The organism is Streptomyces carpinensis, from assembly GCF_002154505.1.
In the GTDB taxonomy this organism is placed as follows: Bacteria; Actinomycetota; Actinomycetes; order Streptomycetales; family Streptomycetaceae; genus Streptomyces; species Streptomyces carpinensis.
On record NZ_MUBM01000167.1, the window covers coordinates 1 to 16,764 of the forward strand.

General features: G+C 71.1%; 16 protein-coding genes. 4 read left to right on the forward strand and 12 right to left on the reverse strand.

Features of this window, described 5'->3' with window-relative positions:
- A partial coding sequence (locus BZY54_RS22170) for a hypothetical protein (RefSeq protein ID WP_143668092.1) occupies positions 1-224 on the reverse strand: 224 nt, incomplete at its 3' end.
- A gap of 295 nt (positions 225-519) precedes the next feature.
- Between BZY54_RS22170 and BZY54_RS22175 the strand changes: the two genes are divergently transcribed.
- Positions 520-2,388 carry a ricin-type beta-trefoil lectin domain protein gene (locus BZY54_RS22175; RefSeq protein ID WP_086727084.1) on the forward strand — a complete coding sequence of 623 codons (1,869 nt, stop codon included), beginning with the start codon at positions 520-522 and terminating at the stop codon, positions 2,386-2,388.
- Between the two features lie 91 nt (positions 2,389-2,479).
- The gene (locus tag BZY54_RS22180; RefSeq protein WP_086727085.1) at positions 2,480-3,073 is read left to right on the forward strand and encodes a GOLPH3/VPS74 family protein; all 594 of its coding nucleotides are present in this window, start codon (positions 2,480-2,482) and stop codon (positions 3,071-3,073) included.
- 13 nt (positions 3,074-3,086) lie between these two features.
- Here the strand turns inward: BZY54_RS22180 and BZY54_RS22185 are convergent, their stop codons facing one another.
- The 7 genes from BZY54_RS22185 to ureA all read right to left on the reverse strand — a co-directional run bounded on the left by BZY54_RS22185 (position 3,087) and on the right by ureA (position 10,950).
- Positions 3,087-3,512: a VOC family protein gene (locus BZY54_RS22185; protein ID WP_086727086.1), complete on the reverse strand. Its 426-nt coding sequence runs from the start codon at positions 3,510-3,512 to the stop codon at positions 3,087-3,089.
- Positions 3,513-3,525: 13 nt separating this feature from the next.
- Positions 3,526-5,130 (reverse strand): citramalate synthase, encoded by a 1,605-nt coding sequence (gene cimA / locus BZY54_RS22190; protein ID WP_086727087.1) that lies wholly within the window; start codon positions 5,128-5,130, stop codon positions 3,526-3,528.
- Between the two features lie 284 nt (positions 5,131-5,414).
- Positions 5,415-6,716, reverse strand: a complete 1,302-nt coding sequence (locus BZY54_RS22200) for an MFS transporter (protein WP_086727089.1) — start codon at positions 6,714-6,716, stop codon at positions 5,415-5,417.
- A 93-nt stretch (positions 6,717-6,809) separates the two neighbouring features.
- Positions 6,810-7,421 carry a TetR/AcrR family transcriptional regulator gene (locus tag BZY54_RS22205; RefSeq protein WP_086727090.1) on the reverse strand — a complete coding sequence of 204 codons (612 nt, stop codon included), beginning with the start codon at positions 7,419-7,421 and terminating at the stop codon, positions 6,810-6,812.
- 18 nt (positions 7,422-7,439) lie between these two features.
- Positions 7,440-8,480 (reverse strand): agmatine deiminase family protein, encoded by a 1,041-nt coding sequence (locus BZY54_RS22210; RefSeq protein WP_086727091.1) that lies wholly within the window; start codon positions 8,478-8,480, stop codon positions 7,440-7,442.
- A 29-nt stretch (positions 8,481-8,509) separates the two neighbouring features.
- Positions 8,510-10,234: an urease subunit alpha gene (locus tag BZY54_RS22215; RefSeq protein WP_086727092.1), complete on the reverse strand. Its 1,725-nt coding sequence runs from the start codon at positions 10,232-10,234 to the stop codon at positions 8,510-8,512.
- On the reverse strand, positions 10,231-10,950 hold the full coding sequence (gene ureA / locus BZY54_RS22220; RefSeq protein WP_086727093.1) for an urease subunit gamma: 720 nt from the start codon (positions 10,948-10,950) through the stop codon (positions 10,231-10,233). Before ureA ends, BZY54_RS22215 begins: the two co-directional genes overlap by 4 nt.
- A gap of 144 nt (positions 10,951-11,094) precedes the next feature.
- Here ureA and BZY54_RS22225 point away from each other — a divergent pair, with 144 nt between their 5' ends.
- Complete coding sequence (locus tag BZY54_RS22225) at positions 11,095-12,537, forward strand: cytosine permease (protein WP_086727094.1); 1,443 nt, start codon at positions 11,095-11,097, stop codon at positions 12,535-12,537.
- Positions 12,538-12,594: 57 nt separating this feature from the next.
- Here BZY54_RS22225 and BZY54_RS22230 read toward each other — a convergent pair whose 3' ends face one another.
- From BZY54_RS22230 to BZY54_RS22245, 4 genes are all read right to left on the reverse strand, one after another.
- Positions 12,595-13,683: a branched-chain amino acid aminotransferase gene (locus BZY54_RS22230; RefSeq protein ID WP_086727095.1), complete on the reverse strand. Its 1,089-nt coding sequence runs from the start codon at positions 13,681-13,683 to the stop codon at positions 12,595-12,597.
- Positions 13,684-13,963: 280 nt separating this feature from the next.
- Entirely contained in the window at positions 13,964-15,007 is a 1,044-nt protein-coding gene (locus BZY54_RS22235; protein ID WP_086727096.1) for a 3-isopropylmalate dehydrogenase, read from the reverse strand.
- A 76-nt stretch (positions 15,008-15,083) separates the two neighbouring features.
- Positions 15,084-15,215, reverse strand: coding sequence for a hypothetical protein (locus BZY54_RS54785; protein ID WP_086727097.1), 132 nt, complete (start codon positions 15,213-15,215; stop codon positions 15,084-15,086).
- A gap of 308 nt (positions 15,216-15,523) precedes the next feature.
- Positions 15,524-16,063 carry a GNAT family N-acetyltransferase gene (locus BZY54_RS22245; protein WP_086727098.1) on the reverse strand — a complete coding sequence of 180 codons (540 nt, stop codon included), beginning with the start codon at positions 16,061-16,063 and terminating at the stop codon, positions 15,524-15,526.
- 131 nt (positions 16,064-16,194) lie between these two features.
- Here BZY54_RS22245 and BZY54_RS22250 point away from each other — a divergent pair, with 131 nt between their 5' ends.
- Positions 16,195-16,686: a DUF1877 family protein gene (locus BZY54_RS22250; RefSeq protein ID WP_086727099.1), complete on the forward strand. Its 492-nt coding sequence runs from the start codon at positions 16,195-16,197 to the stop codon at positions 16,684-16,686.
- Positions 16,687-16,764: the final 78 nt, after the last annotated feature.

Here is a 16,764-nt window from a genome sequence, read left to right on the forward strand (position 1 = left end):
AGATTTGTATACGAGACAGGTTGGAGGGTGGGCGGGTCGTCGCTGTCGCCGCCCCAGGTGAAGATGCCCTCGGCCGGCTGGCTCGCGAAGGGCACCTCGCCCTCGAAACGGTCGACGGGCACGGGAGCGGGATCGGCGGCGGGATCCGGGGCCGCGTGCGCGGAGGCCAGCGGGATCAGCGCCGTGAGCAGGGCGGCGGAGGCGAGCAGGGCGGTTCTTCGCATGGACGGACCTTCCCGCGACTCGGGGACGTCTCTGGTGGATTTCCCGGGCTCGTTCCTCGAGCCCCTGATGCGCTCAGAATTCACTCATGACTTAGATCACGGCGTGAGTTAACAAGCGGGCCGCCCGCTCCGTCAAGACTTCACACCACAACCGGTACACGGCCAACGCACCGCCGCAGTACGCGCGTTGATCCTTCGGCTTGTGAACGCGCATCCTCTTGACGCGCATGAGATGCCGTCATTTACTCACGGCTCGCACGCCTCCCATCCCCCACCTGAAGAAGGGCGGCGCACCATGAGAAGACCCCTGCGCGCGGCTCGGCTGCTCCTTGCGGGCCTGCTGGCCACCGCCGGGCTGACCACCCTGACCGCTCCGTCCGCGCACGCGGCCGGCGAGCAGGTCACGGCCTGGCTGACCACGACCGACGACTCCGGCGGGCGGCACGTGGTCCGCGGGCTCCAACCGCAGACACCCTTCGCCTTCCAGTCCGGCACCGGCGGCGCCGGCGAGAACATCACGGTCGACGAGAACACCCGCTACCAGACCTTCACCGGCGGCGGCGCCTCCTTCACGGACACCGCGGCCTGGCTGATGAACAGCAGCGGCGCGCTGTCCGCGACGACGCGGGACGCGACCATGCGCAAGCTGTTCTCGCCGGCGGACGGCATCGGGCTGTCGTTCCTGCGCAATCCGATGGGCGCCTCGGACCTGGCGCGGTACGGGTACACGTACGACGACGTGCCGGCCGGGCAGAGCGACCCGTCACTGGCGAAGTTCTCGATCGCGCACGACCTGGCGGACGTGGTGCCGCTGACCCGGCAGGCGCTCCAGCTGAACCCGGCGCTGACCGTGATGGCCTCGCCGTGGACCGCGCCGGCCTGGATGAAGGACAGCGGTCAGCTGGACGGGGGCTGGCTGAAGGCGGAGGACTACGGGGCGTACGCCTCGTACTTCGTGAAGTACCTCCAGGCGTATCGGGACCAGGGCATCCCGGTGTCCTACGTGACCGCGCAGAACGAGCCGACGTGCTGCTCGGGATATCCGTCGATGAGCTGGAACGCCTCCGGTCTGGCCTACTTCACCAAGAACGAGGTGCTGCCCCAGCTCCAGGCGGCCGGGCTGACCACGAAGGTCCTCGCCCACGACTGGAACTGGGACACCTACGACTCCTACGCCGCGCAGACGGTCGACGACCCGGCCGTCCGCTCGCATCCGAACTTCGGCGGGATCGCCTGGCACGGCTACGGCGGTGACGTCACGAAGCAGACCACGGTCCACGACCGGTACCCGCAGCTGGACGCGTTCGGCACCGAGCACTCCGGCGGCACCTGGATCGCGAACCAGCAGCGCGAGGACATGCTCGACATCGTCGACTACACGCGCAACTGGGCGAAGTCGGTGACGAAGTGGTCGCTCGCGGTGGACCAGGACCGCGGGCCGCACAACGGCGGGTGCGGGACGTGCAGCGGGCTGATCACGGTGCACGACCGGGACGCTCGATCCGGCCAGGTGGACTACACCGTCGAGTACTACGACATGGGGCACCTGACGAAGTTCGTCCGGCCGGGCGCGCAGCGGATCGCGTCGACCGCCTCGTCGTCCGTGCCCAACGTGGCGTGGCTCAACCCGGACGGCAGCAAGGCGCTGATCGCCTACAACGACGCCTCGAGCGCGAAGACGGTGACCATCGACTGGGGCTCGCAGCACGCCAGTTACTCGCTCCCGGGCAAGACCTCGGCGACCTTCACCTGGTCGGGGACGCAGTCGGGTGGCGGGAGCCGGTCGGGGGCGTTCGTGGGTCTGGCGGGCAAGTGCCTGGACGTGGCCGGTGCTTCGTCGGCCGACGGGACGGCCGTGCAGCTCTACGACTGCAACGGCACGGCCGCCCAGCAGTGGACGGTGCGGGCGGACGGTTCCGTCCAGGCACTCGGCAAGTGCCTGGACGTGACGTCGGGCTCGACGGCCGACGGGGCGAAGGTGCAGCTGTACGACTGCAACGGCACCGGGGCTCAGCAGTGGTCGTACAACGCGTCGACGGGTGACGTGGTGAACCTGGCAGCGAACAAGTGTCTGGACGTCACCGACAACTCCTCGGCCAACGGCGCCCGGGCGCAGATCTGGTCGTGCACGGGGGCGGCGAACCAGAAGTGGCAGCTGAAGTGACGTATCGTCAGACTAGGCGCCGGTGACCGGTCGGCCGAGGTGACCGCCCGGCCGCCGCCGTCGCCGTAACCGCCCCGACCTGGAGTCCGGCATGACCACACCGCGGGACCTGTTGTTCGTCAGTCTGGACGTGCCGGGCACGCGGCCCGTCGAGCAGGGAGACCTGTCACTGGCCCTCGCGGGGGCCGAACTGGTCGACCTGCTCTCGGCCGAGTCCGTCTCCCTGGACGGCGAGCGCATCCTGCCCGGCCTGGTGCCGGCCACCGGTGACCGGCTCCTAGACGAGGCGGGGGCGTCGCTCGTCGGTGAGGCGCCGTACGAGACCGTCGAGGACTGGCTGTGGCGCCGGGGGCGCGGGCTGGCCGTGGCCTACGTCACCGTGCTGGAGGCGGCGGGACAGCTGGCCGGGCGGCGCCACCGGTGGATGCCCCGGGGGTCCGACCGGCCGGTCCCGGTCGACTCACCGGCGCGGCAGGCGGCGGCCGATCGCTGGGCCTCCCACGAGCCCGTCCTCGCCGGACTGGCCGAGGCGCTGGGCATCCCCGGGGAGAGCGCCGAACCCGACGACGAGGCCGTGGTGACCGTGCTGGCCGCCGTCCACGACGCGGTGCAGGAGCTGGAGGCCGTACGGCAGCGGCGGCGCATCGAGGACGCGGCCTTCGACAACATCTGGCGCGCCCCCTGACCACCGCGACCGGCTACCGGACCGGCTCGCCGACGCCCAGCAGGTTGCCCTCGCTGTCGCGGAACCAGGCGCCCCGCTCGCCGCGGGCGCCCTTGCTCGGGTAGTTGCCCTCGATCTCGGCGATGCCGTCCCGGGTGCGCAGGCCGGGCGCGTCGACCTCCTCGAAGACCACCCCGCGGTGCCGCAGCTCGGCCACGACCGCCTCGATGTCGTCCACCTCGAAGGCCATCTGGGTGAAGGTGCCGGGCGAGGACCCCACCGAGCGGAACACGACGAAGTCCACACCCGAGCACCGGTACAGCAGCCCGCCGGGGCGCTCGTCCACGGGTTCGAGACCGAGCTTCTCGGCGTAGAAACGGCGGGCCCGGCCCAGGTCCCGCGCGGGCAGCCGGGTGGCTACGCGGGCCCTGGACAGCGGGGCGGCGGTGTCTGTGGTCATGCCTCCACTGTGGCTACTGCGCCGGTTCGACGCCCGCCCGCAGCAGCCCGTAGGTGTACGCGTCCTCCAGTGCCTGCCAGGAGGCCGCGATGACGTTGTCGGCGACGCCGACGGTGGACCACTCGCCCGTGCCGTCCGAGGTGGAGATGAGCACGCGCGTGGTGGAGGAGGTGCCGTGCCTGCCCTCCAGGATGCGGACCTTGTAGTCGACCAGCTCGATGGTGGCCAGCTGGGGGTAGATCTTCTCCAGGGCCACGCGCAGGGCGCGGTCGAGCGCGTTGACCGGGCCGTTGCCCTCGGCGGTGGCGACGATCCGCTCGGACTTGGCCCACAGCTTGACGGTGGCCTCGTTGGCGTGGGTGCCGTCGGGGCGGTCCTCGACGATGGCCCGCCAGGACTCCACGTCGAAGTACTTCAGGGGCTTGCCCTCGGCCTCCGTGCGGAGCAGCAGTTCGAAGCTCGCGTCGGCCGCCTCGTAGGTGTAGCCCTTGAGTTCGCGTTCCTTGACGCGCTCGACGACGCGGCCGACCAGTTCACGGTCGCCGCCGAGGTCGATGCCGAGTTCCTTGCCCTTGAGCTCGATCGAGGCCCGGCCGGCCATGTCGGAGACCAGCATCCGCATGGTGTTGCCGACCTGCTCGGGGTCGATGTGCTGGTACAGGTCCGGGTCGACCTTGATCGCGGAGGCGTGCAGGCCGGCCTTGTGGGCGAAGGCGGAGAGGCCGACGTAGGGCTGGTGCGTGGAGGGGGTGAGGTTGACGACCTCGGCGATCGCGTGCGAGATGCGGGTCATCTCGCGCAGCCGGCCCTCGGGCAGCACCCTCTTGCCGTACTTCAGTTCCAGGGCGGCGACGACCGGGAACAGGTTGGCGTTGCCGACGCGCTCGCCGTAGCCGTTGGCCGTGCACTGCACGTGGGTGGCGCCGGCGTCGACCGCGGCCAGGGTGTTGGCGACGGCGCAGCCGGTGTCGTCCTGGGCGTGGATGCCGAGGCGGGCGCCGGTGTCCGCCAGGACCGTGGAGACCACCGCCTGGATCTGGGCGGGCAGCATGCCGCCGTTGGTGTCGCAGAGGACCACCACGTCGGCGCCCGCCTCGGCGGCGGCCCGGACGACCGACTTGGCGTACTCGGCGTTGGCGCGGTAGCCGTCGAAGAAGTGCTCGCAGTCGACGAAGACGCGGCGGCCTTCGCAGCGCAGGTGGGAGACGGTGTCCCGGACCATCTCCAGGTTCTCCTCCAGCGTGGTGCGCAGCGCCAGCTCCACGTGCCGGTCGTGCGACTTGGCCACGAGGGTGATCACCTCGGCGCCCGAGTCCAGGAGCGCCCTGACCTGGGGGTCGTCCGCCGCCTTCGCGCCGGCCCGCCGGGTGGAGCCGAAGGCGACCAGCTGGGCGTGCTTGAAGTCGATCTCCTGCCGGGCGCGGGCGAAGAACTCGGTGTCCCGCGGGTTCGCGCCGGGCCAGCCGCCCTCGATGAAGCCCACGCCGAAGTCGTCCAGGTGCCGGGCGATGGCCAGCTTGTCGGCGACGGTGAGGTTGATGCCCTCGCGCTGGGCGCCGTCGCGCAAAGTGGTGTCGAAGACGTGGAACGAATCGTCCAGCCGGCTGGTTTCGGACATGTCTCAAGGCTCCTGATATGGGATCTCGGTCGTACCGGAATGACCGGTTCCACCGTCCCCCCAATACTCCCTCGCGCTTCGTCCCCGGCTGAAGGTGGGCCAGGAAAACGAAAAACCTCTCGCGGGTGCGAGAGGTCTGCGCGCGGGTCGAGGACGACGGTGGCCGCCCGTACCTGGTCGTACGTGGCGGTCACTGCGGACCGGCGCGCTTGCTGCCAATAATCATGGCGAACGAGAGCACGAGGGCAGTTTGGCACAGTTCTGCCCCCGCGCTCACCGCCGTCTCAGGATGCGGGCGTCAGCCTGGACTCCTGAGCCGCCTTCAGCCGGGTCAGATCCAGGTCCTTCGTCTCCCGCATGGTGACGTACACCACCAGGGAGACGGCCGCGCAGGCCGCCACGTACCAGAAGAATCCGGACTCCGCGCCGGCCTTCTTGAACCACAGGGCGACGTACTCTGCCGTGCCGCCGAACAGGGCGTTGGCGAGGGCGTACGGCAGGGCCACGCCGAGGGCGCGTACGCCGGTCGGGAACAGCTCGGCCTTCACGCACGCGTTGATGGAGGTGTAGCCGGTGACCACGACCAGCGCGAGCAGGGACAGCCCGAGCGCCGGCCAGAAGCTGCCCGCGTGTCCCAGCAGCGTCATGATCGGCACGGTCAGGAAGGTCGAGCCGAGCGCGAAGGTGATCAGCAGCGGCCGGCGGCCGATCCGGTCGGACAGCCGGCCGGCCAGCGGCTGGAGGCAGGCGAAGACGATCAGCGCGGTGAAGGAGACCAGGGTCGCGGTCCGCTTGGGCAGGCCCGCCGAGTTGGACAGGAACTTCGTCAGATAGGTGGTGTAGGTGTAGTAGGCCACCGTGCCGCCCATGGTCAGGGCGATCACCAGGAACGCCTCCCGCTTGTGCCGCCACAGCGCGCGCAGCGTGCCGCGCTCCTCGCCGCCGGTGGCGTCGGCCTCATAGATCTCGGTCTCCAGCATGCTGCGGCGCAGGTAGAAGATCACGGCCGCGCCGAGCGCGCCGACGACGAACGGGATGCGCCAGCCGTAACTGTGCAGGGCCGTGTCGGACATGGTGCGCTGGAGCACGATCTGCAGGCCGAGGCCGACGATCTGGCCGGCGGTCATGGACACGTACTGGAAGCTGGAGGCGAAGCCGCGCCGGCGCGGGTCGGAGGCCTCGGTGAGGTAGGTGGCGCTGGCCGCGTACTCGCCGCCCACCGACAGCCCCTGCAGCAGCCGGGCGAGGAGCAGCACCAGCGCGCCCCCGTATCCGGCGACCGCGTACGTCGGCGCCACGGCGATCAGGACGGCGGACGCCGACATGAGGGTGACGGTCAGCGTGAGCGCCGCCTTGCGGCCGCGGCGGTCACCCACCCGGCCGAGCAGCCAGCCGCCCACCGGCCGCATGAAGAAGCCGACGGCGAAGATGCCCGCGGTGTTCATCATCTGGGCGGTGGGGTTGCCGTGCGGGAAGAACGCCCCGGCGAAGTAGGTGGCGAAACTGGCGTAGACGAACCAGTCGTACCACTCCACCATGTTCCCGGCGGAGCCGATCCAGATCTTCTTCCAGTGATCTCGTCCCATGAGTCGTAACGTGCCGCGTGTTCGCGGCTGCGACAAGTCCGCCTCCCGTTGTGTTCATTGTGTTCATGACACATCGGCGCCCGCACGGCGGCGTCAGGCGTCCGCGCGCCCCAGCGACTCGTCCAGGAACTCCCGTACGTGGCCGAGGATCTGCTCCCGGTCGGTGCCGCGCAGGCCGATGGCCACGTGGATGGAGAAGCCGTCGAGGAGGGCGCGCAGCCGGGCGGCGAAGCGGTCGGCGTCGACGGGGCGGAACTCGCCGCGCGAGACGCCCTCGGCGACCAGGGCGGCCAGGTCCCGGTGCCAGGCGCCCTCGATGGCGGCCTGCCGGTCGCGGCCGTCCTCGTCGGCGTTCAGCGAGCGGTTCCACACCTCCAGCCACAGCGTCCAGTGCGGGTCGCGGTGGCCGTCGGGGACGTACAGGTCGACGTAGGCGTCCAGGCGTTCCCGGGCGGGGGCGGTGCGGGTCAGCAGCCGGCCGCGCTCGGCGCCCAGCCGGCTCTCGCTCCACTCCAGGGTGCGCAGCAGCAACTCGTCCTTGGAGCCGAAGTAGTACAGCAGATGGCCGCTGCTCATGCCGACCTCGCGGCCCAGCGCCGCCATGGTGAGCTTCTCCAGACCGCGCTCGGCGATCATCTCCATGGCGGCGGCGAGGACCTCCTCGCGCGGCGGCGCGTTCCTGCGCGCACGGGCCGCACCGGCCATCTGCTGCTCCTGTACGTGTCAGACCTTCGGCTGCTGTTGCGTGATGCAGTGGATACCGCCCCCGCCCGCGAAGATCGTACGCGCGTCCACCAGGGTCACCGTGCGCTCGGGGAAGAGGCGGCGGAAGACGCCGGCCGCGAGCTCGTCGCGCGGGTCGTCGAAACCGCACAGGACGACGCCGCCGTTGCACAGGTAGTGGTTGATGTACGAGTAGTCGGCCCAGTGGCCGTCGGCCTCCAGGACGGTCGGGGCGGCGACCTCGACGACCTCCAGGCGGCGCCCCCGGGCGTCGGTGGCCGACTTCAGGATGCCGATGACCTCCTTGGTCACCTCGTGGTCGGGATGGGCCGGGTCCGGCTGGTGGTGGGCGACGACGACGCCGGGGCGGGCGAAGGCGGCGACGATGTCCACGTGGCCGAGGGTGCCGTAGCCGTGGGGAGGGTAGTCGCCGGTCAGGCCGCGCGGCAGCCAGATGGCCTTGCGGGTGCCGAGGTGGGCGTGGATCTCCGCCTCGACCTGCTCCCTCGACCAGTGCGGGTTGCGCTCGGGGCCGAGCTGGACCGTTTCCGTCAGCAGGACCGTGCCCTCGCCGTCGACGTGGATGGCGCCGCCCTCGTTGACGAGCTTCGAGGCGTACGTCCGCGCGCCCGCGAGGTCCGAGACGTGGGCGGCGATCTTCGCGTCGTGCTCCCAGCGGGCCCAGTCCTGGGCGCCCCAGCCGTTGAACGTCCAGTCCACGGCGGCGAGTTCGCCGTTGCCGCCGGTGAGGAAGGTGGGGCCGATGTCGCGCATCCAGGCGTCGTCCAGGTCGCGCTCGACCGTGTCGATGCCGTCGCCGAGGAGGGCGCGGGCCTCGGCGGACTGGCCCGGGCCGCACACCACCGTGACCGGTTCGAAGCGGCGGACGGCCCGGGCGACCGACGCCCAGGCGGCGCGGGAGGCGGCCACGTCGTCGGGGGTGTCGAAGGTCGGGTTCGGGCCCGGCCAGGCCATCCAGGTGCGCTCGTGCGGCGTCCACTCGGCGGGCATGCGGAAGCCGTCGGCGGCGGGGGTGTTCATCTCGGAGGTCCTCGCAGGGGTCACGGAGGTCACAGGAAGTACAGGCGGTTGAGGGAGACGGAGTCGGCGGGCTCGGAGCGGATCGGGTCGCCGTCGAGGGTGACCAGGCCGGTGCGCTGGTCGACGTCGACCGCTCCGGTGCGGGAGTTCAGCCGCAGGTCGGCGGGGCCGATGCCACGGGTGCCGCGGACGGCGACCCTGCGGCGCCGGGTGGGCATCGTGTCGTTGCCCTGGTCGAGGGCGGCCTGGGCGACGAACGCCACGGAGATGTCGGCGGGGGTGGCGCCGTGCGCGCCGAACTGCGGGCCGAGCACCAGGGGTTCGCAGGTGTCCGTGGCCGCGCCCGGATCCCCGACCACGCCGTACGCCGGGAAGCCCGCCTTGAGGACGAGCTGCGGCTTGGCTCCGAAGTACTCCGGGCGCCACAGCACGATGTCGGCCAGCTTGCCCACCTCGATGGAGCCCACCTCGTGGGAGAGGCCGTGCGCGATGGCCGGGTTGATGGTCAGCTTGGCGATGTAGCGCAGCACGCGGGCGTTGTCGTCGTCGGGGCCGTCCCCGTCGACCGGGCCCAGCTCGGCCTTCATCTTCCCGGCCATCGCGAAGGTGCGGCGCACGGTCTCCCCGGCCCGCCCCATGCCTTGCGCGTCGGAGGAGGTGATGCCGATCGCGCCCAGGTCGTGCAGCACGTCCTCGGCGCCCATGGTGCCTGCGCGGATGCGGTCACGGGCCATGGCGGCGTCGCCGGGCAGGTCCGTCTTCAGGTCGTGGACGGAGACGATCATGCCGTAGTGCTCGGCGACCGCGTCCCGGCCGAAGGGCAGGGTGGGATTGGTGGAGGAGCCGATGACGTTCGGCACCCCGGCCATCTTCAGCACGTTGGGGACGTGTCCGCCGCCGCAGCCCTCGATGTGGAAGGCGTGGATGGTGCGGCCCTCCAGAACGCGCAGGGTGTCCTCCACCGACAGGCACTCGTTCAGGCCGTCGCTGTGCAGGGCCACTTGGACGTCGTGCTCCTCGGCGACGCGGAGGGCCGTGTCCAGCGCCCGCGTGTGGGCGCCCATGTCCTCGTGCACCTTGAAACCGCTCGCCCCGCCCTCGGCCAGCGCCTCGATCAGGGGGGCGCTGTGCGAGGAGGAACCCCGGCCCAGGAAGCCGATGTTGACCGGCCAGGCGTCGAAGGCGCCGAACGCGTGCCTCAGGGCCCACGGCGAGTTGACGCCCACGCCCCACACCGGCCCGAACTCCTGGCCGATGATGGTGGTGACGCCGGAGGCGAGCGAGGCCTCCATGATGCGCGGCGACAGCAGGTGCACATGCGTGTCGACGGCGCCCGCGGTGGCGATCAGGCCCTCGCCGGACACGATGGACGTGCCGGTGCCGACGACGACGTCGACCCCGTCGAGGGTGTCGGGGTTCCCGGCCCGTCCGACGGCGCAGACGCGTCCCTCGCGGATGCCTATGGACACCTTGCGGATGCCCTGGGCCGCGTCGATCACGACGACGTTGCTGATCACCACGTCACAGGTCTCGCGGACGGCCGCCGCCTTGAGGTGCAGGCCGTCGCGGGCCGTCTTGCCGAAGCCGGCGAGGAACTCGTCCCCGTACTTCTGCGCGTCCGACTCGACGCGTACGACCAGCCCCGAGTCGCCGAGGCGGATGCGGTCGCCGGCGCGGGGGCCGTGGGTGGCGGCGTAGGCGTGGGGGTCGATGTGGATCGCCCGGCTCACCTCGCGTCCCTTGGAGCGGCTCATCGGTCGCCTCCTTCCGGCTCTTCGGCCGTCGCTTCGGCACTGACTCCCAGGTATCCGCAGGCCGCGGCCCGGCGCAGGGCCTCCTGCCTGGCCCCCGGCGCATCCAGCGGCCCGTCGACCAGTCCCGCGAAGCCGATGGCGATGCGCTCGCCGCCGATCGGCACGAGGCCGACCTCGGCGCTCTCCCCCGGCCCGAACCGCACCGACGAACCGGCGGGCACCGCCAGCCGCATGCCGTAGGCGGCCGCGCGGTCGAAGTCCAGCCGGGGATTGGCCTCGAAGAAGTGGAAGTGGGAGGTGACGGAGACCGGCACGGCCGCCGTGTTGGTCACCGTCAGCCGTACCGCCGCCTCCGGCTCGGCGTGCCGCGGTCCCGGCAGCAGCGCACCCGGCCCCTGGTCGCCGAGGTGGCCGCCCGCGATCGGGTCGGTGACCACGGCGAGCCGTGAGCCGTCGTCGAAGACGGCCTCCACGTGGACCTCGGTGACCACGTCCGCGACGCCCGGCAGGACGTCGTCCGGGCCGAGCACCGCGCGGGCGCGCCCGATCGCCTCGGCGAGCCGGGCGCCGTCGCGGGCGGCCTCGCAGACGGTGTCGGCGATCAGGGCGGTGGCCTCCGGCACGTTGAGCCTCAGGCCGCGGGCCTTGCGGGCGCGGGCCAGCTCGGCGGCTCCGAAGAGCAGCAGCCTGTCACGCTCCGTGGGGGTCAGTCTCACGCGGCGGCACCTCCTTGCCTTTCGCAGATTTGAACAACACTCTAAACGCGAGATTCGGTGATGCGAAAGATTGACGACGAAACGTTGAGCGCGTCACATTGAACGTCGCTCAAACCTCAGGCGGCAGTCGAAGGAGACCCAGCCATGCCGATAGAACAGCGCGGAGTCGACACCATCCCGGAGGAGGAACGGACCAGCGGTCCGCGCGACCTGGTGTCGATCCTGCTCGGATCCAATCTGTGCCTCGGTGTGATCATCTTCGGCTGGCTGCCGCCGTCCTTCGGGCTCGGCTGGTGGGCCTCCCTCAGCTCCGTCGTGGTGGGCACCGTGGTCGGCACTCTGTTCACGGCCCCGCTGGCGCTGGTCTCCCTGCGCACGGCCACGAACCTGTCCACCTCCTCCGGCGCCCAGTTCGGCGTGCGCGGCCGGCTGGTCGGCTCGGTGGTCGGGCTGCTGCTGGCCCTCGGCTACACCGCGCTGACGGTGTGGATCGGCGGCGACGTGATGGTGAGCGTCCTGCACCGGCTCTTCGGGCTGACGCCGAGCGGAGTGTCGTACGCCGTCGTCTACACCTTGCTCGCCGCGGCGACCGTCGCGGGCGCGGTCTACGGCTACCGGGTGCTGCTCACCATGTCCCGCGTCCTCGCGGTCGGCATGACCCTCCTGCTGCTCCTCGGACTGTTCGCCTACGCCCCGCACTTCACCACCGCCGCACTGCCGGAGACGGGCGGCTATCTGCTGGGCGGGTTCTGGCCGACGTGGTTCCTGGCCACGGTGGCCGCGGGCCTGTCCGGCCCGATCGCCTTCATCACCCTGCTGGGCGACTACACCCGCTACATCTCCCCGCGCCGCCACTCCTCCCGCAGGGTGCTGCAGGCGACCTGGCTCGGGCTGGTCCTCGGCCTGCTCGTCCCGCAGCTGTTCGGCACCTTCACGGCCTACGGCGCCCGCGCCGCCCTGGACTACGCCGGGCCGCTGGTCGACGCCTCCCCCACCTGGTACCTGGTCCCGCTGCTGCTGTCCGCCTCCGCCGGCTCGGTCGGCAACGCCGGTCTGATGCTGTACTCGATGGGCCTCGACCTGGACGCGATCCTGCCGCGGGCCTCACGCGCGCGGGCCACCTGCACGGTCGCCGTCGTCGCCACGGTGTGCGTCTTCGTCGGCCACTACGCCTGGAACGCCCAGTCGGCGATGACGTCCTTCGTGCTGCTGCTGACCGCGATCGGCACCCCGTGGGCGGTCATCACCCTCATCGGCTTCGCCCGCTGCCGCGGTGTCTACGACGCCGACGCCCTGCAGGTGTTCAACCGCCGTTCGCGGGGCGGGATCTACTGGTACCGGGCCGGCTGGAACGTGCGGGCCACCGCCTCCTGGGCGGTGGGCGCCGTGGTCGGTCTGCTGGCGGTGTCCCTGCCGTCGTACCAGGGGCCGCTGCTGCGGATGACCGGCGGGGTGGACTGCAGCTTCCTGCTGTCGGGCGCGGTCGGCGGTGTGGTCTACCTGCTGCTGACGGCCGGCCGGGAACGCGAAGGGGCCGCCGCGGACGAGGAGTCCACGGCGGCCCTGACCGTCAGCAGGAACGGTTAGCCTCTCGTTCGGATCGTGCCGGGACCGCCGGGTCTGGCCTGATCCAAACGAAGGACCCTAGCCCAGCTCGTGCATCCAGCCGTGCTTGTCCGCGGTGATGCCGCGCTGGATGTCCAGGAGAGCCTGACGGAGCTTCATCGTGACCTCGCCGGGCTCTCCGCCCGACTGCTTCCACTCGGCGCCGGCCCGCTTGACGGTGCCGACCGGGGTGATCACGGCGGCCGTGCCGCAGGCGAAGACCTCGGTCAGCGTGCCGTTCTCGGAGTCGCGCTGCCACTGGTCGACGGAGACGCGGGCCTCCTCCGACTCGTAGCCGAGGTCACGGGCGACGGTCAGCAGCGAGTCGCGGGTGACGCCCTCCAGGATCGAGCCGCTGAGGGACGGGGTGACGATCTTGTCGCCGTACACGAAGTACAGGTTCATGCCGCCGAGTTCCTCGACCCACTTGTGCTCCACGGCGTCGAGGTAGCAGACCTGGTCGCAGCCCTTGGCGGCGGCCTCGGCCTGGGCGAGCAGGGAGGCCGCGTAGTTGCCGCCGGTCTTGGCGTCGCCCATGCCGCCCGGGACGGCGCGGACGCGGTCCTCGGAGGCCCAGATGGAGACGGGCTTCACGCCGCCGGGGAAATAGGCGCCGGCCGGGGAGGCGATCACGATGAACAGGTACTCGTTGGCGGGCTTGACGCCGAGGCCGACCTCGGTGGCGATCATGAACGGGCGCAGGTACAGAGACTCCTCACCGCCGTGCGCCGGCACCCATGCCTTGTCCTGCTGGACCAGGGCGTCACAGGCCTCGATGAACGTCTCGACGGGCAGCTCGGGCATGGCCAGGCGACGGGAGGAGGCCTGGAAGCGCTGGGCGTTCTTCTCGGGGCGGAAGGTGGCGACCGAGCCGTCGGGCTGCCGGTAGGCCTTCAGGCCCTCGAAGATCTCCTGCGCGTAGTGCAGGACATGGGTGGCGGGGTCGAGGGGGATCGGCGCGTACGGAACGAGCTGGCCGTCGTGCCAGCCCCGGCCCTCGGTCCACCGGATCGTCACCATGTGGTCGGTGAAGTGGCGGCCGAAACCGGGGTTGGTCAGGATCGCCTCGCGCTCTGCGTCGGAGAGCGGGTTGGCCGAGGGCTTGAGCTCGATCGTGGGCGTCGTCATGAGTGAGTGTCCTTCACCGGTTGTAGTGACGGGCCGCGCTCACGCCCGCACGGCCAGTGGCCGGTGCTAGGACGTCCGAGCATTCCCTCATGTCGCGGCTCCGCGTCCGATTATCGCGCGGGCGCTGCGACGGAAGAAAACGGGGTGAATGCGGCCCAGGCTTCGATGGTGGCACCCGGCGGCGGACAGGGGGAAGCCGCCGGGCGCGGATGCGACCCGACGGCTTCGAAGGTTCGAGCGGCCTGGGGGTCCCACCCAGGCGTTCAGGCTCTGGGGGAGGTCAGCCTGCTACTCGTACGGAGAGCGCGTCGCCGATCTCGGAGGTGCTGCGCGTGGGCAGCGCACCGCGCTCCGCGAGGTCGGCGGAGACGGCGTCCTCGATGCGGGTCGCCTCGGCGTCGTAGCCGAGGTGGCGCAGCAGCAGGGCGACGGACAGGACCGTGGCGGTCGGGTCGGCCTTGCCCTGGCCCGCGATGTCCGGGGCCGAGCCGTGCACGGGCTCGAACATGGACGGGAACTCGCGGCTCGGGTTGATGTTGCCGGAGGCCGCGACGCCGATGCCGCCGGAGACGGCCGCGGCGAGGTCGGTGATGATGTCGCCGAAGAGGTTGTCGGTGACGATGACGTCGAATCGCTCGGGCTGGGTGACCAGGAAGATCGTGGCCGCGTCGACGTGAATGTACTCGGTGGTGACCTCGGGGTACTCCTCGGCCACCTTGTTGAAGATGTTGGTCCACAGGTGTCCCGCGAAGGTCAGGACGTTGTTCTTGTGGACCAGCGTGAGCTTCTTGCGCGGGCGGGCCTGGGCACGGGCGAAGGCGTCGCGGACCACGCGCTCGACACCGAAGGCCGTGTTGACGGAGACCTCGGTGGCGACCTCGTGCTCGGTGCCCTTGCGGATGGTGCCGCCGTTGCCGGTGTACGGCCCCTCGGTGCCCTCGCGGACGACGACGAAGTCGATCTGCGGGTCGCCGGCCAGCGGGGTGGCCACACCGGGCAGGAGTTTGCTCGGGCGCAGGTTGACGTGGTGGTCGAAGGCGAAGCGGAGCTTGAGCAGGAAGCCGCGCTCCAGGACGCCGGACGGCACCGACGGGTCGCCGATCGCGCCGAGCAGGATGGCGTCGTGCGTCTTCAGGGCCTCGAGGTCGGCCTCGGTGAGGGTCTCACCGGTGGCGTGGTAACGCCGGGCACCGAAGTCGTACTCCCTGGTCTCCAGCTTCACATCCTGCGGGAGGACGGCTGTCAGGACCTTCAGGCCCTCGGCCACGACTTCCTGGCCGATGCCGTCACCGGGAATCACTGCGAGATCGATGCTGCGAGACATGCCGGCACCCTACTCCTCGTCCCGAGAGATGACACACGATGTCCGCCATATGGACTGACGGTGAGGGCACCCCGGCTCAGTGGCCGGTCTCGCCTCCGTTGTCGCGGCGGTCGAGGGCGCGCTGGAGGGCGGCGGCGGCGTTCTTGCGGTCGGTCTCGCTCATGCGGGTGACGTGACGGACGCGGCGGCGGACGGTCGTCTCGGCCATGGTGAATCGACTCCTTCGAGAAAGCACGGAGCGCGGAGGCAGGGGGGTTACGAGACGCCGGAGGGCGGGGAGCGGTGCCGCAGGGGTGTCCTGCACAGGGCCCGGCTCACGACCGCCATTCGCTTGATCGAGCGAGACGTTCGGCTCCTACAAAGCTATGCGAGGACGGGGCACCTGTCTCCACAATTACTCGGACTTCCTACTATCTGAGACGGCGCATCGGGCCACACGCTGCTGACCTGCGGTTTCATCAGACGGTGAAACGGTGGATCCTTACGGCGAACCCGGCGGTGAAGCCGGACGGAGACTCAGAGGACGTCACCGTCACGCCAGTCGAAGAGCAGCTCGGCGCCGGGGTCGGCCGCGTCGGCGGGCGCGGGCCACACGTACGTCGAGCCCTCCTCCTCGGCCAGCCGCGCCACGCCGTCGGGACCGAGCGCCAGGATGCGTCCGCCCCACGCCCGCCAGCCACGGGCCGCGTACAGCCGGGCGCCGTCGTCGCTCGCGGACAGGGCACCGAAGGCGTAGGCGCGCGTGACGATCCCTTCGAGCGCGGCCATGATCCGGCCGCCGAGCCCGGTGCGGCGCACGTCGTGCCGGACGGCGACGCCCTCGACATAGCCGATCCGCAGCCACCGCCCGCGGTAGCGCACCCGCCGCATGACGACGGCCCCGTGTGCGGCTAGCCCGCGCCCGTCGTACGCGAGGGCGTGGACGCCGCCCAGCGTGTGGTCCCAGTCGTCGTCGTCGAAGTCGCCGTCGAAGGCGTCGTGCAACAGGGCACGGACGGCGAGGAGTTCGGCGGGGGCGAGCTCGGCGGTGTGGGCGGTGCGGATCTCGACGGCCATCGCAGCAGTATCCCGGGCGAGGGCAGAACAGGACCACGAGCGCCGGCCTCGTACGGGACCTCCCGCGCCGCGACGTCACCGCCCGCGTCCTTCGAGGGCCGTTGTCGGTGGCCTGCCCTACTCTCCCCGGCATGGGCTACCACCTGCACCTCATCGCCGTCCGGGAGGACGAGCTGCGCGACGACGCGGCCTGGCTGGACGAGCTCTTCGACGCCGCCTGGGACGCCGAACCGGCGCCGGACACCGTCCAGATGGTGGTCCAGAAGGACTTCGTCGCCCTGGACCGCCTCGTGTGCGGGGAGGAGAAGCACGCCATCGGCCCGGAGGAACCGGCGTCCCTGCTGATATGCGGCGGCCGTCCCGTGTACCACCCGCGGCACCAGGAGGGGCCGCCCTACGTACTCCTGACCGCCGCCGAGGTGCGCCTGGCCGGGCGGTTCGTGGAGTCGACGGACTTCGAGGAGCTCTGGGCGGCGGCCGGTGACGAGTTCGAGCACGACCCGGTGGGCCGGGAGGAGGGCGAGATGCGCGCGATGTTCCGGCGGTACTACGAACGGCTGCGCGACACCTACGGTCGGGCGGCGGGCGAGGACCGGGCCATGGCCAAGCACTTCTCCTTCTGACGCACCCCACACGCCCCCCGGATCTCCTTCCGGCGCACCTGACCCCGGACATGGCACCGCCCCCGGTCCGGAGGGTTG

Coding starts and splice junctions, on each gene's coding strand:
- BZY54_RS22175 (WP_086727084.1), top strand. CDS start 520: ATGAGAAGACCCCTGCGCGCGGCTCGGCTGCTCCTTGCGGGCCTGCTG.
- BZY54_RS22180 (WP_086727085.1), top strand. CDS start 2,480: ATGACCACACCGCGGGACCTGTTGTTCGTCAGTCTGGACGTGCCGGGC.
- BZY54_RS22185 (WP_086727086.1), bottom strand. CDS start 3,512: ATGACCACAGACACCGCCGCCCCGCTGTCCAGGGCCCGCGTAGCCACC.
- cimA (WP_086727087.1), bottom strand. CDS start 5,130: ATGTCCGAAACCAGCCGGCTGGACGATTCGTTCCACGTCTTCGACACC.
- BZY54_RS22200 (WP_086727089.1), bottom strand. CDS start 6,716: ATGGGACGAGATCACTGGAAGAAGATCTGGATCGGCTCCGCCGGGAAC.
- BZY54_RS22205 (WP_086727090.1), bottom strand. CDS start 7,421: ATGGCCGGTGCGGCCCGTGCGCGCAGGAACGCGCCGCCGCGCGAGGAG.
- BZY54_RS22210 (WP_086727091.1), bottom strand. CDS start 8,480: ATGAACACCCCCGCCGCCGACGGCTTCCGCATGCCCGCCGAGTGGACG.
- BZY54_RS22215 (WP_086727092.1), bottom strand. CDS start 10,234: ATGAGCCGCTCCAAGGGACGCGAGGTGAGCCGGGCGATCCACATCGAC.
- BZY54_RS22225 (WP_086727094.1), top strand. CDS start 11,095: ATGCCGATAGAACAGCGCGGAGTCGACACCATCCCGGAGGAGGAACGG.
- BZY54_RS22230 (WP_086727095.1), bottom strand. CDS start 13,683: ATGACGACGCCCACGATCGAGCTCAAGCCCTCGGCCAACCCGCTCTCC.
- BZY54_RS22235 (WP_086727096.1), bottom strand. CDS start 15,007: ATGTCTCGCAGCATCGATCTCGCAGTGATTCCCGGTGACGGCATCGGC.
- BZY54_RS54785 (WP_086727097.1), bottom strand. CDS start 15,215: ATGGCCGAGACGACCGTCCGCCGCCGCGTCCGTCACGTCACCCGCATG.
- BZY54_RS22245 (WP_086727098.1), bottom strand. CDS start 16,063: ATGGCCGTCGAGATCCGCACCGCCCACACCGCCGAGCTCGCCCCCGCC.
- BZY54_RS22250 (WP_086727099.1), top strand. CDS start 16,195: ATGGGCTACCACCTGCACCTCATCGCCGTCCGGGAGGACGAGCTGCGC.